Origin of the sequence: Mycobacterium sp. NPDC050853, assembly GCF_040653875.1 — a bacterium.
In the GTDB taxonomy this organism is placed as follows: domain Bacteria; phylum Actinomycetota; class Actinomycetes; order Mycobacteriales; family Mycobacteriaceae; genus Mycobacterium.
In genome coordinates this window covers 291,044-309,687 of record NZ_JBFAGW010000006.1, presented here as the reverse complement: position 1 = coordinate 309,687, position 18,644 = coordinate 291,044, and the positions used below count along the sequence as shown (strand labels likewise).

Sequence of the window (18,644 nt, the reverse complement as noted above, 5' to 3'; positions counted from 1 at the left end):
CTACCGCGCCATGGGCAACACCCACGAAACCAACACCCTGTCCATGAACGCCCGCGACATGGCCGAAGGAGCCAAATGGGGCGCATAAACGCCCTGACGTTGCTTCCCAGCCCCATCAAAGCCGTTGTCAGTAACTATTTCAGGAGGAAAAACAACATGTCTGAGCAGATCTTCGCCGTCAGCGGGATGCACTGCAACTCATGCGTCATGGGGGTCACCGAGGCCCTGACCGCACTCGACCCGGTGCGGGAAGTGACGGTTGACCTGGATCCCAAGGGTGCGTCGACGGTGCGTGTCCTGTCCGACAGCGTGCTGTCGGTCGAAGAAGTCCACGACACGCTCGTCAGGGCTGGAGGCGATTTCGCCGTCGCCGCCGGATAGCGACTTCCAACTGGAAGTGCCGGTAGCTCAGCCGAATTCGATAACCGTATGAGGTGCCCGCAGCCGGTCGAGTCCGGGCAACGCGTATAGCAGCGGGCCGGCCCACCGCAGTACCTTGCCGCGCCCGGCAGGCATCCCCAGTTCGCGCACGCTGCGGATGCCGGGGATGGCACGTAGCTCCTCGTATTGATTTGCGGTGAACGAGAACGGCATTGGTGGCACGACGTAGTGCTCGCTGAGCTTCATGCCGCGCTGTGAGTGGGTGCTCAGGAACTTCGGTACGGAGTCGAAGACCAGCCCGCCGCCGGGAAAACGCTTGGCACACGCTGCGATCAGATCGAACACCAGATCGCGATCCAAGTACTGGAACAGGCCCTCGGCGGTAATCAGCACACCGTTGGCGTCGTCGACCTGATCCATCCACGAGTAGTCGAGTGCGGACTGGGCGCAATACCGCAACCGGTTCAACGGCGGGAGCAGCTGCCGGCGCAGCCGCACAATGGGCTCCAGGTCCACCGACAGCCAGGTGAGCTCACCGTTGTCTACACGCCAGAAGCTCGTCTGCAGCCCCTCCGCCAGGGCAACTACACAGGCGCGCGGTTTCATGGCCAGGTACTCGCGCGTGGCGCGATCGAATATCAAGGCGCGCAAGGCCGTAGCTTGATGAGTGCGGCCGAAGTGCTGGAAGTCGTAGTCAAGATCGGCATGCAGTGTGATCGCCATGGGGTCATTGAGAATGCCGTCCGGCCGAGCCGCCTCGGTTGCCCGTTGGTGCAGGGTGAGGAGCGCGGTCTCGGACACACCGTCGAGGTGGCGAGCGTCGATGGCTGTCATGGGCCTGACTGTACGGGACGGCAACAGTAGGTGGGAATCGCTGTCGCGCAACGGTAAATGTGATTTAGGACGCCGATTCTGATTGTTCGGAACTTTCCGGCGTGCTGTCCGACTACTCCTACGGTGGCGTGAAACTGCTTGCGCCCATTCAGCGGGGAGGCGGAGTGTGACGGCACCGATGTGGATGGCTGAGCCTCCGGAGGTGCATTCGGCGTTGTTGAGTGCCGGCCCGGGCCCGGGAGCGGTGCTGGCCGCCGCCATGCAATGGCAAGAGCTCGGGAACAACTACGCGCGCACGGCGGTCGAGCTGACCCAGGTGCTGGCCGGCGTGCAGGCGAGCAGTTGGCAGGGTCCCAGTGCCTCGCAGTATGTGGCCTCCCATGGGCCCTACCTGGCCTGGCTGGAACAGGCCGCGGTTGAGAGTGGTGTCATTGCCGCACAACACGAGACAACCGCAGCGGCCTACGGCAGCGCGCTCGCGGCCATGCCCACGCTTGCGGAGTTGGCCGCCAACCACGTCACGCATGGAGTCCTGGTCGGCACGAACTTCTTTGGAATCAACACCATTCCCATCGCGCTCAACGAAGCCGACTATGTCCGCATGTGGGTGCAGGCGGCGCTCACCATGAGCACCTACCAGGCGACCGCCGAGGCGATGACATCGGCGATGCCACCCACTCAACAGGCGCCCCCCATTCTGGGGCCCGGCGGTGAAGCCCGCAGTGACCAATCGGATATCCCGGGTTCACCGGACCAGATCACGAAGATGCTGCAAGGCTTTCAACAGTGGTTCGAGAAGATGGGCTTCAATCCGGCGACCTCGGCCGTTCTGGCCGTGATCATGCTGTTCCTCTATGACCTCCTTTGGTATCCGTACTACGCCTCGTATCTGCTGCCCTTTCTGATTCCCGCCCTCAGCGGACTCAGCGGCTTGGCGGCACTGATACACCTGCGGCCCGCTGCGGCGGCACTTCCGGTACCGGTGACGGCGCCATCGGGCGACAGGCCGATGCCCCGACCGGCGCACCACGCGGAGCCGAACCTCGCTGCTGTACCGATGCCTGCCATGCCCACCACCCCTTCGGGTGGGTCATCGACGGTTACGCCCGCGCCGAGCGCGCCGGCCTCGACCGCCGCCGGTACTCCTGCGCCGGCCACCGGAATCAGTTACGCCATACCCGGTTTGGTGCCGCCCGGGGTGAGCTTTGGCCCCAAGGGCACCACGAAATCATCGGATACCGCGGTCGACACCATCGATGCCGCCGCAGCGGCAAGTGTTGCGGCGGTGGCACCGGCTCGGCGCAGGCTGCGCAGCAAGAACAAGGCCCGTATCGGAGGCCAGCGTTACGAATACCTGGAAGAGGCAGGCGATATGCGTGCCACGGCCGACTACTCGACCGGTATCGAGACCACGGATCACACCGCGACCGGCCGGGGTGCCGGTCCACTCGGCTTCGCCGGTACGGCGCCCGCTGTCTCCACTGCGCACACCGCGAGGACCGTTAGGCTCTCATCCGACGACACCCGGCAGGTGGTTCCGATGCTCCCGAGCACCTGGGAGGCCGATAACGGGGAGCAGCTGTAGACCCGTTACCTGTGTTTATAAGTAAAACTTTGGAGCTGCTCTCGGATTAGTCACTACTCACGGCCGCTTTTGCGCCGAACAATCGAAGACAGTCACCGGAATTACTGGCGGTGGTGTTCTTGGATTTTCCACGCAGAGAAGGGCAGAACAGTGAGTGAGTACGGGTGGACAGTGGTCGGCGCGGGACCCGGAGGAATCGCGGCGGTGGGAAAGCTCCTTGATCACGGGGTGCCACCAGGTTCGATCGCCTGGATCGACCCGTCATTCTCCGCAGGTGACCTGGGCGCGAAATGGCGTGCGGTACCGAGCAATACGTCGGTGAAGCTGTTCATCGGTTACCTGACGGGCGCGGCGTCCTTCCGCTTCGCCCACGCACCGCATTTCGCGCTGAACGACTTCGCGCCCACAGACACCTGCCTGCTCGGGGATGTGGCGGACCCGCTGGTCTGGATAACGGGGCAACTCTGTGCGCAGGTGAGCGCCCTGCGCACCACCGCTACGGGCCTTTCGCTGCACGGCGGCCGGTGGACCGTGCAGACGGAGCAAGGTGACATCACCTCAAAGAACGTGATTTTGGCGGTTGGATCGGCCGCCAAAAAACTCGACTACCCCTGGTTGAACGAGATCCCGATCGAGGCGGCGCTGAATCCCGAGAAGCTCGCCGAGCAGCCGTTGGAGGGAGCCACCGTTGCCGTGTTCGGCTCATCGCACTCAAGCATGATCGCCTTGCCCAACCTGCTGGCAGGCTCCGCGGCCAAGGTGATCAACTTCTACCGCGGCCCGCTGCGCTACGCGGTCGACATGGGGGATTGGACGCTCTTCGACGATGTGGGGCTGAAAGGTGAGGCGGCACGCTGGGCGCGGGAGAACATCGACGGGGTGCTGCCGGACCGGCTGGAAAGATGTTCGGTCGACGGTGCGCACTTCCAGGAGATGCTCCAGAGCTGCGACTACGCGGTGTACACCGTGGGATTCAGTCCCAGGTCCCTCCCCGCCACGCCGCAGTGGGGGCAGCTGGAGTGCAATGCGGCCAACGGGATCATCGCGCCCGGTCTGTTCGGGGTCGGAATTGCGTTCCCGGAGTACCGGATTGACCCTATGGGCTTCGGGGAGTACCGGGTGGGCCTCCAGAAGTTCATGGAGCGCCTCAACAAGACCCTGCCGCTGTGGCTGAAGTACGGCTCGTGACTGTCGGCGAATCCGTTGGTGCTGAACCCGATTACCGATTCACGCTCGCCAACGAGCGGACATATCTGGCCTGGGTGCGTACCTCGCTGGCACTGATCGCCAGCGGTGTCGCACTCATGCAGTTCGTTCCCGAGTTCTGGATTCCGGGTGCCCGGCATGTGACGAGCATCCTGCTGGTCATCACGGGCGGCGTGCTGGCGATGGCGGCCGCGAGGCGGCGGCGTCGGGTACAAGAAGCCATGCGATGCGATGCCGACCTGCCGCCCAGCCATATGCCGACATTCCTCAGTGCGCTGCTGCTGGGGATGGTTGTGCTGCTGGTGGCGCTGCTCGTTAAGGGCTGAGCCCCTGAGTGACATCGAGCGTGGGGATTCGTCAGGACTGCTGTCGCGGCAGTACCTGGCTGCGTGCGGCGGTCTCCGAACGCAGCGTGGACGAAGACCGCTAAACTGTACGACGTTCCATTGCCTCCTTAGCTCAGTGGTAGAGCACCGCTCTTGTAAAGCGAAGGTCGTCAGTTCAATCCTGACAGGGGGCTCAACGCGCTATCCGGCATGTCGGTGCCGTCACGTAATTTCAGCCCATGAGACTGTGCCTTGCTTGCGGCGCAACACTTTCCATGCGAAGCCAGAAGATCTATTGCGGCAATGCTTGTCAGGCGGTAGCCCGACGCGACGCCAGTACCAGACTGTGGCTCGAGTCCGGTGAGGCCCGGGTGCGCAGCGAGCAGAGCCACTTCATTCGGCTCTTTCTCGCCGAGGCTCAATCGGGCCGTTGCGCGATCTGCAGCGGAGCGAGCATCTGGCAAGACTCCCCGCTCGTACTGGTCTTGGACCATATCGACGGAAACCCGGAAAACAATTGTCGAGAGAATCTCCGGCTCGTCTGCCCGAACTGCGACTCGCAACTGCCGACCTACAAGAGCCGCAATCGCGGCAATGGCCGCAGTTTTCGCCGGCAGCGCTATGCGGACGGAAAGTCGTACTAGCCCGCCCGCTAGATCTCACCTTCGATAACGCGCTCGGACCGTATCGGTCGCGGCGAGCTGGATGGGCTCGACGGCCGGGAGGGCCTACGGCGCGGCAGGAACCCGCCAAGCGGCGAGACCACAGAACTGAGGGCCGAGACGGTATCGGTCAGCAGCTCGATGGTGGGCGTCAGCGCGTCGATGTTGGGCGCCAGCTTGGCGGCCGTCTCCGAAAGATTGGCCAGCTGCTGCAGCGGGCCGTCCTTGGCGGTGAACTTGTCCAGGACGCCTTCCTCGCGCATCAGCCGCTCGAGGATGCCGTCCTCGGCGAGCAGCTGGTCGACGAGCCCACCCGGTGCCAGTGCCCGGTCCAGGGCGCCTTCCTGGGCGGTCAGTCGGTCGACAGGGCCGCCCTTGGCGAAGAGTCGGTCGAGCACACCGCCGGGTTCGGTGAGCCGGTCGGCTAACCCGCCGGGAGCCATGATGCGTTCCGCCGGCCCTCCGGGTCGTAGCGCCCGGCCCAGCGGTTTGTCCTCCTCCATGAGCTCAGCGACCCTCATTGCCGAGCTCAGTGGGCTCTTGCGGCCGACCATCGCCAACAGGGATTCGACGGTGCCAACCAGCCCGGCGCCGGGGGCGTCATCCGGGCCGTCGTGCGGCTGTCCGTCGGGGATCGCGGCGAGCACCTCGCGCCCGGTATCAATCGCCTTGGTGGCCATCGCCAGGCCGGCGTCAGCAACCGCCAGCGACACCTTGAGCGGCGCTGTGATCAGCGACACCAGCTTCATGGCACAACTGTAAGGCCCAGAACGTCCGGTGGGGTCGCTAAAAGTTGGCTGACAATCTCCTGTGAAGAACTCACAGGAACTTCACAGCGGAGATCCAGCACTCTGTAAAAAATAGGGAGAAGATTGTCAGTGGTGAGCACCGTGGAGACGACACACCCAGGCACATTCCCGATCAACGGCACCACGCCCGCCAAGGTGCTGGTGGTCGACGATGAATCGAACATTGTCGAGCTGCTGTCTGTCAGTCTGAAATTCCAGGGGTTTGACGTCTATACCGCCGATAGCGGGGCCGCCGCCCTGGATCTGGCGCGTACCGTCCGTCCCGATGCGGTGATCCTCGACGTGATGATGCCTGGCATGGATGGGTTCGGTGTCCTGCGCCGCCTGCGTGCCGACGGGATCGATGCCCCGACGCTGTTCTTGACCGCCCGTGACGGTCTGCAGGACAAGATCGCCGGGCTGACCCTCGGTGCTGATGACTATGTGACCAAACCGTTCAGCCTGGAAGAGGTCGTCGCCCGGCTGCGTGTGATCCTCCGGCGCTCTGGGATGGGCTCCGAGCCCGCTCGCAAGTCGCGGCTGAGCTTCGCCGATATCGAACTCGACGAGGACACCCATGAGGTCTGGAAGGCCGGTGAGCCGGTGGCGCTCTCGCCCACCGAATTCACCCTGCTGCGGTACTTCATGATCAATGCGGGCACGGTGCTCAGTAAGCCCAAGATTCTCGACCACGTGTGGCGGTACGACTTCGGCGGCGACGTGAATGTCGTCGAGTCCTACGTCTCATATCTGCGGCGCAAGATCGACAATGGCGAGAAGCGGTTATTACATACGCTTCGTGGCGTGGGATACGTACTGCGCGAGCCGCGCTAATGGCAGTCCCCGGCGTGCGTCGGGGTGTACCGCTTCGGGTGAGCCTCGTGGTCGGAACCTTGGTTCTGGTCGCGCTCGGGCTGGTGGCCTCCGGTATCGCGGTGACCACCACGATGGAGCGCACGATGATGAATCGTGCGGATCGCGAGCTGATCGACGCCGCCAACGGGTGGGCGAATCGGCCTCCTCCTCCACCCCCCGCCTTCGACACCAACCGCCACCGGCCTCCGTCTTTGTTCTTTATCCGGACAACTGATGACCACGGACGGGTGGTCATCATGCTCAATGACCGTGCCCGGGCCGATCCGGGCTTGCCGCTCGACAACGATGTGGGTGGCCGTCCCGTGACGGTGCAGTCGTCGGACGGTTCGGGAACAGAGTGGCGTGCGGTCTCCCGTCACGATGTGATGGGCGGGTACACGACCGTCGCACGCGATATCACCGATGTCCGTACCACCGTTCGGGACCTGTTGTGGCTGCAGGTTGCTATCGGTGCGGCCGTGCTGACAGTGCTCGGTATCGCCGGATATTGGTTGGTGCACCGCAGCTTGCGACCGCTGAGCGAGGTGGAGGCGACGGCGGCGGATATCGCTGCGGGACACCTCGATCGCCGGGTACCCGAACGCGACCCGCGCACCGAGGTCGGGCGATTGTCGTTGGCGCTCAACGGAATGCTTGCACAAATCCAGCGTGCGGTGGCCGACTCGGAGAAGTCGGCGAAGACGGCACGCACCTCCGAGGAGCGCATGCGCCGGTTTATCACCGATGCCAGTCACGAGTTGCGCACACCCCTGACCACCATTCGTGGTTATGCGGAGCTATACCGTCAGGGCGCGGCCACCGATACCGAGCTGGTGCTGGGTCGAATCGAAGGTGAGTCAACCCGCATGGGGCAGCTGGTGGAGGACCTGCTGCTGCTGGCGCGACTCGATGCGCACCGGCCCATGGAGCAGCGGCTCGTCGACCTGCTGGTATTGGCCACCGATGCGGTGCATGACGCGAAAGCCACTGCGCCCGAACGTGATATCGAGCTTGAAGTCTTCGACGGCCCCGGCACCCCCGAGGTCATCGGCGATGAGCTGAGATTGCGGCAGGTGCTCGGCAACCTGGTGAGCAACGCGCTGGGGCATACCGTCGCGGCCGTCCGGGTAAGGGTTGGAACCGTGGGCGATGACGCGATTCTGGAGGTCATCGACGCCGGGCCCGGTATGACGACGACGGACGCCGAACGTGTCTTCGAGCGCTTCTATCGGGCGGACACGTCGCGCACCCGCAGCAGCGGCGGCACCGGGCTCGGGCTGTCGATCGTCGACGCCCTTACCGCTGCGCACGGCGGCACCGTCACCGTGCACACGGCTCCCGGCGAGGGCTGCCGATTCGAGGTGCGACTGCCGCGTGCCGATATGACCGACGACGAACCAGAAGCCGACGAACCCGAGCCAAAGATTTTGCGGGCTAGTCGATCTGAGCCAGCGCAGCCTTGATCTTGGCCTGTGCCTCGTCGAGAGATTCCGGTGACGGGTTGGGGTCGGCGTTCTCAAAGCTGAAATCGGTCAGCGTGTAACCGGGGAACACGTGCACATGCAGGTGTGGCACCTCCATACCCGCGATGATGTAGCCGGCACGCGGTGCGTCGAACGCCGTGCGGATGGCGCGGCCGACTTTCTGGGCCACGACATTGACCTTCGCGAAAGTATCCCCGTCGATGTCCTGCCACTGATCGATCTCGGCGCGCGGCACCACCAGGGTGTGGCCGGGGGTGATCGGCGCGATGGTCAGAAACGCGACCACATCGTCGTCCTCATAGACGAATCGACCGGGTAGTTCTCCGTTGATGATCTTCGTGAAGACGCTGGACATGCCCCTAGGTTAGTGGCTCGTGCGGGCGGCTCAGGCCGGGGACAGTTCATGGGGCGCAGGGTCACGCACCTCGCTGAAATCGACCGCGGGGGTGGCGGCGGGGCGCGCCGTCATCCCGATCAGGCATCCGGCGATCACCACGACCGCCCCCACGAGCTCCGCGGCGGTCGGCTGCTCTCCGAGGGCAAGCCACGAGGCGGTGATCCCGACCACCGGAACCAGCAGCGAGAACGGTGCGACCCGGCTCGCGGGGTACCGGCCCATGAGATAGGTCCACAGGCCCAGGCCGACGATGGTGGCCAGCAGCACGATGTAGGCCAGGCCGGCGAGGGCGATGAGCCCGCTGCGCTCAGTGATTGACGTCAGCGCGCGCCATCCGGCGGACGGCCCCTCGGCGACCGCTGACAGCGCGAACAGCGGGATCGGCGGCACCACCGACATCCAGAGCGTGAGCCGCAGCGCTGTTTGCGGATCGCTGTTGTCTGCCATAGCCTTTCGACTCGCGATGTTGCCGAAGGCCCAGCCCAGGGCGCCGAGTAGCGTCAGGATCACCGGGACCACTGCGGCCGATGCGCCGTGCACGGCACGATCGGCCGCGATCAGCGCCATGCCACCCATCGCGAGGGCGATACCCGCGATCTGCAGACCCGACATCCGTTCGCCGAGCAACAGCACGCCCAGGATCACCGTGAACGGTGCCGATGCTTGTAGCACCAGGGAGGCGAGCCCCGTCGGCATTCCGTTCGCCATGGCCAGAAACAGGAAGGCGAACTGGATGGTGCCGAAGCCGATCCCGTACAGCAGGAACCACCGCAAAGGCACCCGCGGTCGGGGCACGAAGAGGATCACCGGGATCGCGAGCACCGCGAACCTCAGCCCGGCGAAGAAGACCGGCGGGAAATGCTCGAGCCCCGCATGTATCGCCACGAAGTTCAGGCCCCACAACACTGCGACAGTCAGTCCGAGGAGCCGGTGCCGAGTGGTCATGCCGTCGATCCTGCGTACTCAATCGATTTAGCACAATCTAATTAATGTGCACTATTAATGTAGATTTTCTTCATGGAAGTGCGCCGCCTGCGGATTCTCCGCGAATTTGCCGACCGTGGCACCGTCGGCGAGGTGGCCGACGCGATGAGGCTCACCCCCTCGGCGGTATCGCAGCAACTGAAGGTCTTGTCACGTGAGGCCGGTGTGCCGTTATTGCGGCAGGACGGACGGGGAATCGCGCTCACAGAAGCCGGCCGTGCCCTCGTGCTGCGCGCCGACGAGGTGATTGCCGCCGTCGACCACGCGGCCGAGGAGATGGTGACGTATAGGGAGGGGACCCAGCCGGTCGTGCGGATCGCATCGTTCCCGTCTGGTGGCAGCCTGCTGCTGCCGCGGCTGGTGGCGGCGGTCGAGGGCGTGGTGGACGTGCGCCCGGGCGACGAGGACGTGACGTACAGCGAGGCCCCCGGGCTGTTGACCGAGTACGACATAGTCGTCACCCACCGGGACGAGCTGGCCGCCGCCCTGCGGTCGGCGCGGGTGTGGTCGATGACGCTGATGCGGGAGCCGATCGATCTCTTGGTACACAGGGATCACCCGCTGGCGGGGCGTGGTTCGGTCACACCGGACGAGCTGGCCGACGAGACTTGGATCAGTGTCCCCGAGGGCTTCCCGGTAGATGACGTGCTGGTCTCGCTCGGGGTATCGACGGGCATCCGTCCTCGAGTCCGATTCCGGTTCAAGGATTTTCAGATCGTCGAAGACATGGTGGCGCACGGCCACGGCATCGCACTGATGCCGCGGTACGTGAGCCGGAGCCCGCGGGTGGCGCGTCTCGTCATCCGTGAGGTCCGTGCGGGGCGGCTGTATGAGGTACTGGCCCGCCCCGGTGCCCAGCACCGCCCGGCGATTGCCGCGACCATCCGCGGGTTGCAGGACGCGGCGGCCGTGTTGGAATCGCGGTAAGTGTTAGACGGAGTGCTCGCTGTGCTCCCGGATGTGCTCCAGCACCAACGCGGCGGTCTCGTCGGGCCGTTCCTCGGCAATCCAGTGGGACACGCCCTCGAAGACCTCGAACCGGTAGGGTGCGTCGACGTACTTGGGATTGGCGTCGGCGGCCGCACGGGTCACTGCGGCATCCCCGTCGCTCCAGATGAAGAGGGTGGGCACCCGGACCTTCGGCGCCGGCGACCGCAGTGAATAACGCATCGCCCGATACCAATTCACCGTCGCGGTGGCAGCTCCGGGCTCGTTCAACAACTCCCGGGTACGTTCGGCTAGCCGGTCGGATACCTTCATCCACTTCTTGCCGAAGCGGCCGAATGCCTCCCTGTCGCTGAAGCTGAACAGCCATTCGGGGAATCTCGGGATCTGGAACAAGAGCATGTACCAGGAATGCAGAATCTGGCCGCGCGGCATCGCATCCCGGAATGCGCGCGGGTGTGGCACCGACAGCACGGACGCGGTGTGCACCCGGTCACCGTGGACTCCCGCGACCTGCCAGGCCACCGCAGCGCCCCAGTCATGGCCCAAGACATGGAATTTTTCGACACCGGCCTGGTCGGCGAGCGCAATAACGTCTCCGGCAAGCTTGTCCAGGGTGTAGTTCTTCACCCCGATGGGCCGGGTGCCCGCGGAGTAACCCCGTTGATTGGGCGCCAGCACCCGGAAGCCGGCCGCAGTGAGCTTTGGGATGACCTCTTCCCACATCGTCGCGCGTTCCGGAAAACCGTGCAGCGCAATGATTACCGGGCCATCGATGGGGCCCTCGTCCAGGACGTCGAAGGTCAGCCCGTCATTGGTGAAGCTGCCGAGCCCGCTCATCGGACGGCGAGTTTCTCACCGGCCTTGAGGTAGTGGCCGGTTTGCAAGTCTCGTCCGTAGCCCTCGATGAACTCGCCCAGGCGGAACACCACCTTGCCGCTGATCGCGGTGGCCACGACGGTCTCGTCGTTGCGGTTCACCATGCGAGACAGGTTGTCGAAGAACGGAGCCTCTGCCTCGTTGTAGGCGTCGACCGTGTCGTCCAGCTTCGTGGGGTCGATGACGACGAAGTCGGCACGGTCACCCTCACGTAGATGTCCGGCGTCCAAGCCGAACCAGTCGGATAGTTCGCCCGTGAGCCGGTGTACCGCATAGCCAAGGGGCAGCACGGTTTTGCCGGCCTTCTGCGCGTCGTTCATGCGTTTGAGGAAGCGCAGCGCGAAGTTGTAGAACGCCATGTTGCGCAGGTGCGCACCGGCATCGGAGAAGCCCATCTGGAAGTTGGGGTCCTTGGCCATCTCGTCGAGGACCTTGGGGCGATGGTTGCCGACGACGGTGGTCCACCGGACGTTCTTTTCGCCGTTCTCGACCAGCACGTCGAGGAAGGCGTCGAGCGGCTGGATACCGCGCTCGTCGGCGATTTGCCCAAAGGTCTTGCCGATCAGCGAGGCATCGGGGCATTCGACGACGCTGGCATCGTAGAAGTCCTTGTGCCACAGGCCCGGCTTGTGCTTCTTGATGGCGAATTCGCGCCGGAACTTGCGGCGGTAGGTCTTGTCGGCCATCAGCTTGTTGCGTTCGAGCTGCTCGCGGATGTGTAGTGCCGCGGTACCGGCGCCGAACTCCTCGAACACCGGTAGGTCGATACCGTCGGAGTAGAGGGTGAACGGCACCGGGAGGTGCTGGAACTTGACGTTGGACTTGAAGAACCTGTTACCGATCGCCGCCGCGGCGCTGAAGAACACGTTCGCGCCCTTGATGCTCTTGGAGTCGGCTGCCACCAGCAGGCTGACCGGAACGGCCTTGCGACGCTTGAAGAAACGGGTTCCCGAGGACAGGAAGAACAACACGGCGGTCAGCGGGTTTTCGATGTTCGGGGCGCTCTGCAGGATGCGGTCACGCTTGCGTAGCACGTTGATGAGGTGCCAGCGCTCATGCCACCACGCGTAGGTCGATGGCAGTGCCCGCGAGCGGTAGCGGTCGCCGTCGAGCTTGTCGATGGGGGCGTCCATGCCGGACATGCCGAGCATCCCGGCATCGAGTGCCTTGTCGAGCATGTCGGCCATGCGGTCGAGTTCCTTGCGAGTGGGGAACGACCAGTTGTTGGTGGCCCGTCCCAGCCCCATGACGGCGGTACGCAGATCTGAATGCCCAAGGAAAGATGTCACATTCGGGCCGAGGGGGAGAGCGTCGATCTTCTTGACGTAGCTCTCCGGATCGGTCCAGTCCTGGAACTCGTTGAGGGCGCCGATCACATGCTTACGCGGCACCGCCTCCACGCGGCTGAACAGGTCGGCCGCATCCTCGGGCTTGGCGTAGACCGTCGACATGGAGCAGCAGCCCAACACGATGGTGGTGACGCCGTGCCGAACGGACTCGTCGAGGCCCGGGTTGAGCAGCACCTCGGCGTCGTAGTGGGTGTGGATATCGACGAACCCGGGCAGCACCCATTTGCCGGCGGCGTCGATAACCTCTGGGCAATCGGTCTCATCGAGCGCAGCAGTCGAGACCGTCGCCACCCGTCCATCCTTGATGCCGAGGTTGGCCTGGCGCGGCTCGGACTTGGTGCCGTCGAACCAGAGGCCGTCGCGAATGATGAGGTCGTAATCGCTCATGGGGGGGCTGCCCTTCGTTGGGTGTTACCGAGAGTCTAAAAAAGATGGCAACCAATCACAATGTTAGTGATGGGCGCCACATTCGTGTCGCATTCCTCTAGTGTGCACCCGTGAGCCGCACCCAAGCTGAGCGTCGAGAGTCGACCATTGCGCGGCTGCTCGATTCCGGTATCGACACCATCGCTGAGCTGGGATATTCACGTGCCTCCGTGCAGAAAATCGCCCGGCGTGCGGGGCTGTCGTACGGGGCGCTGTTCCGGCATTTCCCGACGGTCGGCGATTTCATGGGCGCGGTGGCGCGCGAGACCTTGCGCCGCCAGCTGGCCACGGTGCGGGCGCAGTTCGATGAGGCGGGGGATCGTCTCACCGAATTTGTGGACGTGATGGCCGTGATGCGGGCGCTCAAGGAGGAGCCCATCAACGCGGTGCTGTACGAACTCATGGTCGCTGCGCGCACCGACGAACAGTTGCGCGCGACCCTGCAGGTGGCGGTGGCCGAGTACGGCGCCCAAATGGTTGGGCTGGCGCGATCGGTGCCGGGCACCGACCGATTGTCCGAAGCGGAGCTCGTCACGCTGGTGTTCATGATCACCGATATGTTCGACGGGGAGGCGCTGGTGAAGACGCTGCGCCCCTACCCGGAGCTGGTCGCAGGTAGGGACGCGCTGCTCGCCAAACTCCTGCGGGGATACCGCCCGGATGCATAGCCAGCCATACCCCGACCGATAGGGTCGGGGCATGCGCGTCCTTGTCATTGGGTCCGGTGGCCGTGAACACGCTTTGGCGCTCGCGCTGCGGCGCGACCCGCAGGTGGACTATCTGGCGATAGCCCCCGGTAATGCCGGGACCTCTGCCGTCGCCGAACAGCACGCGGTGGACATCGGCTCCGGTACCGAGGTCGTGGCGCTGGCCGCGCAGTTGAACGTGGATCTCGTGATCATCGGCCCCGAGGTCCCGCTGGTGCTCGGCGTCGGCGACGCCGTGCGTGCGGCAGGCATCGCATGCTTCGGTCCGTCGGCCAACGCCGCGCGTATCGAAGGGTCCAAGGCTTTCGCCAAGGACGTCATGACCGCCGCCGGAGTGCGCACCGCGCGTAGCGAAATCGTGGACAACCCAGCGCATCTCGATGCGGCCCTGGACCGGTTCGCCGGCGAGCCGGCCTGGGTGGTCAAGGACGACGGGCTGGCCGCGGGCAAGGGCGTGGTGGTCACCGACGATCGGGCCGCGGCCCGGGCGCACGCTGCGAGCCTGCTCGACGACGGGCATCCGGTGCTGCTGGAGTCCTTCCTCGACGGGCCCGAGGTGTCCCTGCTGTGCATCGTCGACGGCGAGACAGTCGTGCCGCTGCTGCCGGCTCAGGATCACAAGCGGGTGGGCGACGGCGACACGGGCCCGAACACCGGCGGCATGGGTGCCTACAGTCCGCTGCCCTGGCTACCCGAGGCGGTGGTAACCGAGATTGTGGACACTCTCGTCAAACCCGTTGCCGCTGAGCTTGTTAAGCGCGGCAGCACATTTACGGGAGTCCTGTATGCGGGGCTGGCGATCACCTCGAACGGTCCCTCCGTCGTCGAATTCAACTGCCGCTTCGGCGATCCCGAAACTCAGGCGGTGCTGGCGCTGCTGGAATCGCCACTGGGGCAGCTGTTGAATGCCGCCGCGACCGGGACTCTCCACGACTTCGGCCCGCTGCGCTGGCAGAACGGCAGTGCCGTCACCGTGGTGCTGGCCGCCGAGAACTATCCGTTGCGTCCGCGCACCGGCGACGTGATCACCGGCTCCGAGGGCGAGGGTGTGCTGCACGCCGGGACTGCCCGTCGTGAGGACGGCGCCGTCGTGTCTTCCGGTGGACGGGTGCTGTCGGTGGTCGGCACCGGCGCAGATCTAGAGGCCGCGCGCGCCGATGTGTACGCGAAGGTCAAGGCAATTCGTCTGCCGGGCAGCCACTTCCGCAGCGATATCGGGCTGGCCGCCGCCGAAGGGCGTATCAGCGTCTAGGCGGATGACAAGGGGGACTGATGGGGCGCCGAGGTTGGTTTGCGGTTGGTTCGGTGGCCGTGGTTCTCATCGCGATCGTGCTGCTGGCGGCGAGCTGGAGGTCGAATCGATCACAGGCTGTGCCGGCTCCTGATGCCCACGAATTGTCGTTGTGTACCGCCTTTCTCGCTGTCAGTGAACGTGCCACCCTCGAGTACGACGACTTCTCGAAACTGACAAAGCGTCGCACCTGGTCGTGGGAGGACGAGCGGATCCGCGTCGCTGCATCAGCGTTCGGTCTGGCATTGCGGCGCGAGACAGAGTCGTTGCGGGTGCTGCTGCCCGACAGTCATGCCGAACATGGACTGACGTTGGAGGCGGACATCCGTGGCATGACCGAACAGAACCTGGTGTTGGCCGACAAGATCACCCGGCGTGATGGCCTTCTCTCGATCGACGCGTTGGTCCTCCGCTACGGGTTCGCTCATCAATCGGCGGCGCGTTCCTGTAATACGACTCGCGACTTCGAAGGCATCAGGCAGGAACAAGTACATCAGTGCGAGGACCGACGGTCGGGTTCGATTGCCAACTGGTGGACGGTCCGATGCGTTCAGGCGCCCAAGGAACCCTCAACGACTTTCGAGGTCCCTCCGAATCCGGGACTCTAAGCGGCCAGGATCGGTGCGATCCAGCTGAGTGCGAGCGGGACCTGCGATAGCCAGTACCCGCCCTCGTGTGCGCCTGGACCGAATTCGCCGGCGGGAGTCGCCGGGAGCTGCTCGGCGAAAACCTTACTGGCAGTGTAGAACCTGTCATTGAACCCGGACGACACCCATATCGGCATCCCGTTCAGCTGGGGCCGCCCTAAAACGGTGTTCTCTTCCCAGTTCTCCTCGTTGTCAAAGGCGTCGGCGGTGGCTTCCGGATAGGACAGCCATATTGACGGGCTGACCGCGGCGACGGCGGCTGTCCGTGGGCCACCCAGGCGCGCGCCGTTGAGAAGCGCGCCGTACCCGCCCGCGGACCAGCCCATGAAGGCGACCCGGGACACGTCGAGACCTTCCTGCTCGGCGAGCATCGGGATGAACTCGTTGATGATCATGGCGCCGGGATCGTCACCGTTGGCATGGGGGTGCCAGTAGCTGTTGCCGCCGTCGATCGCGGCGACCGCGAAGGGCGGGGCTCCCGCCGCGACCAAATCCCCGAGCATCCGCTCGTAACCCCAGTAGATGGTCCGGTCGGCGTTCTCGTCACGGCCGTGCAGCATGATCACCGGCCGCACGGGCCAATCGACCCCGGGTGGCCTGGCTATCTTCCACCCGGTGGGAATGCCCCCGCGAGCCTCGGAGATGAACGATCCGCTGGTGACATCGGCGGCGGCCCGAGCAGGCGCCGCGAGCGCCGGGAGAAGCGCAGCACCGGCCCCGAGCGTGGCACCCATCTGCAGCAGGCGGCGACGGCTCATTTCGGTCACGGCCGCCATAATGCCAGCGGATGGCAAACCCGTCGAGGTCGTTGGTTATCCGTTCACCGGAGTCACGCGGTGAGCAGCGGCGCCATCCATGCCATTTCCGCGCCGATCTGCGAGCTCCAGAAGGAGCCGTCATGGCCGCCGGGACTGAATCCGCCCGCGGGTGGTGTGGGCAGCTGCGCGATGAACTGTTTGGTAGCGCTGTAGAACGGATCGCTGTCACCGCAGTCGATACGCAGCGGAATCGAGTTCAGGGCCGCCAGCCCCCACACCGAGTTCGCGGCGTAGTCGTCAGGGCCGTCAAAGGCGCCTGGTGCGGCAGCACCCGAGGACGTCCACAGCGCCGGGCTGACGGCGGTGATGGCGGCGGTGCGCCCAGCGCCCAGGCGCGAGCCGAGCAGCATGGCACCGTATCCGCCCATCGACCAGCCCAGGAATGCGACGCGTGAGGTGTCCAGCCCCTGCTCGGCCAGCAGCGGGATGAATTCATTGAGCACCATGGCGCCGGAGTCCTCGCCTGAGGCCCGCTTGTGCCAGTAGCCGCCGCCACCGTCCACGCTCGCGAGGGCGAACGGCTTGGCGCCCGAGGCCACGGCCTGCGCCAGCATGTTCTGCACGCCGCCTTCCATGACGCCTGCGGCCGTCTGACCTTTGCCGTGCAGCGCGATGATGGGCCGGATCGGGCCGGTGACACCGGGCGGCCGGGCGATCCGCCATTCGGTGCCCACACCGCCGCGGGCGGCCGAGACGAAGGAACCCGCGGAGATGGCACCATCGGCGCGGGCCGGGAAACCTCCCGTGCCGAGTAGGGCGGCACCGGCTCCGGTCGCCGCGCCGAGCTTGAGCAGAGAGCGTCGGGACAGATCACGCATGTCGACCATCATGCCCGGGCGATGAGCGCTAGCGCGAAGAGCATCTTGCCGAGCGTTCGATACCGTCGATTCATGGCAGGTCTCTCGCAGCGATCGGACGTTCCACCGTTCTACGTCATGGACGTGCTGACGGCGGCGGCCGCGCGCCAGCGCACGCATGGGGACCTGATCTCCCTGGCTGCCGGCCAGCCGTCGACGGGTGCCCCCGCGGTGGTTCTCGACGCGGTGCGGGAGGCCCTCGGTACGCACGTGCTCGGGTACACCGAAACACTGGGACTGCCGGAACTGCGTGCGGCGATCGCCGAGTATCACCGGGAGCGATCGGGTATCGACGTCTCCGCGGACGACGTCGTCGTCACCACCGGATCCTCGGGTGGATTTACGCTGTTGTTCCTGGCGGCTTTCGATATCGGGGACACCGTGGTGATGACGCGCCCCGGATATCCCGCATACCGCAATTGTCTTGCCGCACTGGGCTGCCGGGTCATCGAGATCGACTCCGGACCGGAGACGCGATACCAGCCGACGGTGGCGATGTTGGAGGCACTCGATAAACCGCCCGCCGGTCTCATCGTCGCCAGCCCCGCCAACCCGACCGGCACCATCATCGACGCGACGGAGCTGGAGGCACTCGCGTTATGGTGCGAGGCCAACGGCACCCTGCTGATATCCGACGAGATCTACCACGGACTGTCCTATGGCGATCAAAAGACTTCCAGTGCATGGGAATTCAGCCGTGAAGCGATCGTGATGGGTTCGGTGTCCAAGTACTTCTCGATGACGGGCTGGCGGCTGGGCTGGATGCTGGTGCCGCGCCGTTTCCTGCGCGCCGTCGACCGGTTGTCCTCCAACTTCACCATCTGTCCGCCCGCCGTCTCCCAGTACGGTGCGCTGGCGGCGTTCAGCCCCGAGGCGCGCGTCGAGCTCGACGGACATGTGCGTCGGTACGCCGCCAACCGGACGCTGCTCATCGACGGTCTTGCGGCCGCGGGTATCACCAAGATCGCCCCGCCCGACGGCGCGTTCTATGCCTATGCCGATATTGAGCACCTGACCGATAATGCCGAACAGTGGTGCGCGGACTTGTTGGCGCGCACGGGGGTAGCCGTTGCACCGGGTATCGACTTCGATACCGCGCACGGCCACCACACCGTCCGGTTGAGCTTCGCCGGGAGCGGAGACGCGATCGAGGAGGCATTGGAGAGGCTGGGCACGTGAGTCGGCGGCGGCTGACGCCGACTGCTTGCACGAGATAGCGCAAA

20 protein-coding genes, 1 tRNA gene and 1 pseudogene are annotated in these 18,644 nt (G+C 65.1%); 14 read left to right on the top strand and 8 right to left on the bottom strand.

All coding sequences use genetic code 11. The annotated features are described in order from the left end of the window. Both AB0H22_RS20105 and AB0H22_RS20100 read left to right on the top strand, forming a co-directional pair. Window positions 1-88, top strand: a pseudogene (locus tag AB0H22_RS20105) (WXG100 family type VII secretion target); the annotation flags it as partial. Window positions 89-156: 68 nt separating this feature from the next. Then, window positions 157-381, top strand: a complete 225-nt coding sequence (locus AB0H22_RS20100) for a heavy-metal-associated domain-containing protein (protein ID WP_180750943.1) — start codon at window positions 157-159, stop codon at window positions 379-381. Between the two features lie 27 nt (window positions 382-408). Here AB0H22_RS20100 and AB0H22_RS20095 read toward each other — a convergent pair whose 3' ends face one another. After that, on the bottom strand, window positions 409-1,215 hold the full coding sequence (locus AB0H22_RS20095) for a class I SAM-dependent methyltransferase (protein ID WP_358148409.1): 807 nt from the start codon (window positions 1,213-1,215) through the stop codon (window positions 409-411). A 166-nt stretch (window positions 1,216-1,381) separates the two neighbouring features. Here AB0H22_RS20095 and AB0H22_RS20090 point away from each other — a divergent pair, with 166 nt between their 5' ends. From AB0H22_RS20090 to AB0H22_RS20070, 5 genes are all read left to right on the top strand, one after another. After that, the gene (locus AB0H22_RS20090; RefSeq protein WP_358148407.1) at window positions 1,382-2,800 is read left to right on the top strand and encodes a PPE domain-containing protein; all 1,419 of its coding nucleotides are present in this window, start codon (window positions 1,382-1,384) and stop codon (window positions 2,798-2,800) included. A 150-nt stretch (window positions 2,801-2,950) separates the two neighbouring features. Beyond that, window positions 2,951-3,988: a pyridine nucleotide-disulfide oxidoreductase gene (locus AB0H22_RS20085; RefSeq protein ID WP_180750946.1), complete on the top strand. Its 1,038-nt coding sequence runs from the start codon at window positions 2,951-2,953 to the stop codon at window positions 3,986-3,988. Next, on the top strand, window positions 3,985-4,332 hold the full coding sequence (locus tag AB0H22_RS20080) for a DUF202 domain-containing protein (protein ID WP_180751252.1): 348 nt from the start codon (window positions 3,985-3,987) through the stop codon (window positions 4,330-4,332). The genes AB0H22_RS20085 and AB0H22_RS20080 overlap by 4 nt, the downstream gene beginning before the upstream one ends. A gap of 122 nt (window positions 4,333-4,454) precedes the next feature. Further along, window positions 4,455-4,526, top strand: a tRNA-Thr gene (locus AB0H22_RS20075). A gap of 51 nt (window positions 4,527-4,577) precedes the next feature. Beyond that, the gene (locus AB0H22_RS20070; RefSeq protein ID WP_180751253.1) at window positions 4,578-4,976 is read left to right on the top strand and encodes an HNH endonuclease; all 399 of its coding nucleotides are present in this window, start codon (window positions 4,578-4,580) and stop codon (window positions 4,974-4,976) included. An 8-nt stretch (window positions 4,977-4,984) separates the two neighbouring features. Here AB0H22_RS20070 and AB0H22_RS20065 read toward each other — a convergent pair whose 3' ends face one another. Further along, entirely contained in the window at window positions 4,985-5,743 is a 759-nt protein-coding gene (locus tag AB0H22_RS20065) for a hypothetical protein (RefSeq protein WP_180750947.1), read from the bottom strand. A gap of 132 nt (window positions 5,744-5,875) precedes the next feature. Here AB0H22_RS20065 and AB0H22_RS20060 point away from each other — a divergent pair, with 132 nt between their 5' ends. Both AB0H22_RS20060 and AB0H22_RS20055 read left to right on the top strand, forming a co-directional pair. After that, the gene (locus AB0H22_RS20060; RefSeq protein WP_358148403.1) at window positions 5,876-6,616 is read left to right on the top strand and encodes a response regulator transcription factor; all 741 of its coding nucleotides are present in this window, start codon (window positions 5,876-5,878) and stop codon (window positions 6,614-6,616) included. Next, entirely contained in the window at window positions 6,616-8,100 is a 1,485-nt protein-coding gene (locus tag AB0H22_RS20055; protein ID WP_180750948.1) for a HAMP domain-containing sensor histidine kinase, read from the top strand. Before AB0H22_RS20060 ends, AB0H22_RS20055 begins: the two co-directional genes overlap by 1 nt. On the opposite strand, the gene AB0H22_RS20050 is transcribed toward AB0H22_RS20055, so the two are convergent. Both AB0H22_RS20050 and AB0H22_RS20045 read right to left on the bottom strand, forming a co-directional pair. Next, window positions 8,072-8,476 (bottom strand): HIT family protein, encoded by a 405-nt coding sequence (locus tag AB0H22_RS20050; protein ID WP_180750949.1) that lies wholly within the window; start codon window positions 8,474-8,476, stop codon window positions 8,072-8,074. The two genes, AB0H22_RS20055 and AB0H22_RS20050, sit on opposite strands and share 29 nt — an antisense overlap. A gap of 30 nt (window positions 8,477-8,506) precedes the next feature. Next, on the bottom strand, window positions 8,507-9,463 hold the full coding sequence (locus AB0H22_RS20045; RefSeq protein WP_180750950.1) for an EamA family transporter: 957 nt from the start codon (window positions 9,461-9,463) through the stop codon (window positions 8,507-8,509). Window positions 9,464-9,535: 72 nt separating this feature from the next. On the opposite strand from AB0H22_RS20045, the gene AB0H22_RS20040 reads away from it, so the two are divergent. Beyond that, a complete protein-coding gene (locus AB0H22_RS20040) occupies window positions 9,536-10,429 on the top strand; it encodes a LysR family transcriptional regulator (RefSeq protein WP_358148400.1) in 894 nt (297 codons plus the stop codon). Window positions 10,430-10,432: 3 nt separating this feature from the next. On the opposite strand, the gene AB0H22_RS20035 is transcribed toward AB0H22_RS20040, so the two are convergent. Continuing rightward, entirely contained in the window at window positions 10,433-11,287 is an 855-nt protein-coding gene (locus AB0H22_RS20035) for an alpha/beta fold hydrolase (protein WP_358148398.1), read from the bottom strand. Continuing rightward, a complete protein-coding gene (locus AB0H22_RS20030) occupies window positions 11,284-13,062 on the bottom strand; it encodes an amidohydrolase family protein (RefSeq protein ID WP_358148396.1) in 1,779 nt (592 codons plus the stop codon). The genes AB0H22_RS20035 and AB0H22_RS20030 overlap by 4 nt, the downstream gene beginning before the upstream one ends. Before the next feature lie 110 nt (window positions 13,063-13,172). On the opposite strand from AB0H22_RS20030, the gene AB0H22_RS20025 reads away from it, so the two are divergent. From AB0H22_RS20025 to AB0H22_RS20015, 3 genes are read left to right on the top strand one after another with little or no spacing between them, the layout of a single operon-like run. Continuing rightward, window positions 13,173-13,769 carry a TetR/AcrR family transcriptional regulator gene (locus AB0H22_RS20025; RefSeq protein WP_180750954.1) on the top strand — a complete coding sequence of 199 codons (597 nt, stop codon included), beginning with the start codon at window positions 13,173-13,175 and terminating at the stop codon, window positions 13,767-13,769. Window positions 13,770-13,800: 31 nt separating this feature from the next. After that, window positions 13,801-15,060: a phosphoribosylamine--glycine ligase gene (purD, locus tag AB0H22_RS20020; RefSeq protein WP_358148393.1), complete on the top strand. Its 1,260-nt coding sequence runs from the start codon at window positions 13,801-13,803 to the stop codon at window positions 15,058-15,060. Between the two features lie 20 nt (window positions 15,061-15,080). After that, window positions 15,081-15,707, top strand: coding sequence for a hypothetical protein (locus AB0H22_RS20015; protein WP_358148391.1), 627 nt, complete (start codon window positions 15,081-15,083; stop codon window positions 15,705-15,707). Here the strand turns inward: AB0H22_RS20015 and AB0H22_RS20010 are convergent. Together AB0H22_RS20010 and AB0H22_RS20005 are read right to left on the bottom strand one after the other, a co-directional pair. After that, entirely contained in the window at window positions 15,704-16,513 is an 810-nt protein-coding gene (locus AB0H22_RS20010) for an alpha/beta hydrolase (protein ID WP_358148389.1), read from the bottom strand. The two genes, AB0H22_RS20015 and AB0H22_RS20010, sit on opposite strands and share 4 nt — an antisense overlap. 62 nt (window positions 16,514-16,575) lie before the next feature. Then, window positions 16,576-17,382: an alpha/beta hydrolase gene (locus AB0H22_RS20005; RefSeq protein WP_305803606.1), complete on the bottom strand. Its 807-nt coding sequence runs from the start codon at window positions 17,380-17,382 to the stop codon at window positions 16,576-16,578. Window positions 17,383-17,454: 72 nt separating this feature from the next. Between AB0H22_RS20005 and AB0H22_RS20000 the strand changes: the two genes are divergently transcribed. Beyond that, entirely contained in the window at window positions 17,455-18,600 is a 1,146-nt protein-coding gene (locus AB0H22_RS20000; RefSeq protein ID WP_180750959.1) for a pyridoxal phosphate-dependent aminotransferase, read from the top strand. Window positions 18,601-18,644: the final 44 nt, after the last annotated feature.

Bases quoted from the DNA above. Each gene is read 5' to 3' on its own strand.
- AB0H22_RS20040 (WP_358148400.1), top strand. From the start codon at position 9,536: ATGGAAGTGCGCCGCCTGCGGATTCTCCGCGAATTTGCCGACCGTGGC.
- AB0H22_RS20050 (WP_180750949.1), bottom strand. From the start codon at position 8,476: ATGTCCAGCGTCTTCACGAAGATCATCAACGGAGAACTACCCGGTCGA.
- AB0H22_RS20030 (WP_358148396.1), bottom strand. From the start codon at position 13,062: ATGAGCGATTACGACCTCATCATTCGCGACGGCCTCTGGTTCGACGGC.
- AB0H22_RS20045 (WP_180750950.1), bottom strand. From the start codon at position 9,463: ATGACCACTCGGCACCGGCTCCTCGGACTGACTGTCGCAGTGTTGTGG.
- AB0H22_RS20035 (WP_358148398.1), bottom strand. From the start codon at position 11,287: ATGAGCGGGCTCGGCAGCTTCACCAATGACGGGCTGACCTTCGACGTC.
- AB0H22_RS20000 (WP_180750959.1), top strand. From the start codon at position 17,455: ATGGCAGGTCTCTCGCAGCGATCGGACGTTCCACCGTTCTACGTCATG.
- AB0H22_RS20005 (WP_305803606.1), bottom strand. From the start codon at position 17,382: ATGCGTGATCTGTCCCGACGCTCTCTGCTCAAGCTCGGCGCGGCGACC.
- purD (WP_358148393.1), top strand. From the start codon at position 13,801: ATGCGCGTCCTTGTCATTGGGTCCGGTGGCCGTGAACACGCTTTGGCG.
- AB0H22_RS20055 (WP_180750948.1), top strand. From the start codon at position 6,616: ATGGCAGTCCCCGGCGTGCGTCGGGGTGTACCGCTTCGGGTGAGCCTC.
- AB0H22_RS20100 (WP_180750943.1), top strand. From the start codon at position 157: ATGTCTGAGCAGATCTTCGCCGTCAGCGGGATGCACTGCAACTCATGC.
- AB0H22_RS20015 (WP_358148391.1), top strand. From the start codon at position 15,081: ATGGGGCGCCGAGGTTGGTTTGCGGTTGGTTCGGTGGCCGTGGTTCTC.
- AB0H22_RS20065 (WP_180750947.1), bottom strand. From the start codon at position 5,743: ATGAAGCTGGTGTCGCTGATCACAGCGCCGCTCAAGGTGTCGCTGGCG.
- AB0H22_RS20095 (WP_358148409.1), bottom strand. From the start codon at position 1,215: ATGACAGCCATCGACGCTCGCCACCTCGACGGTGTGTCCGAGACCGCG.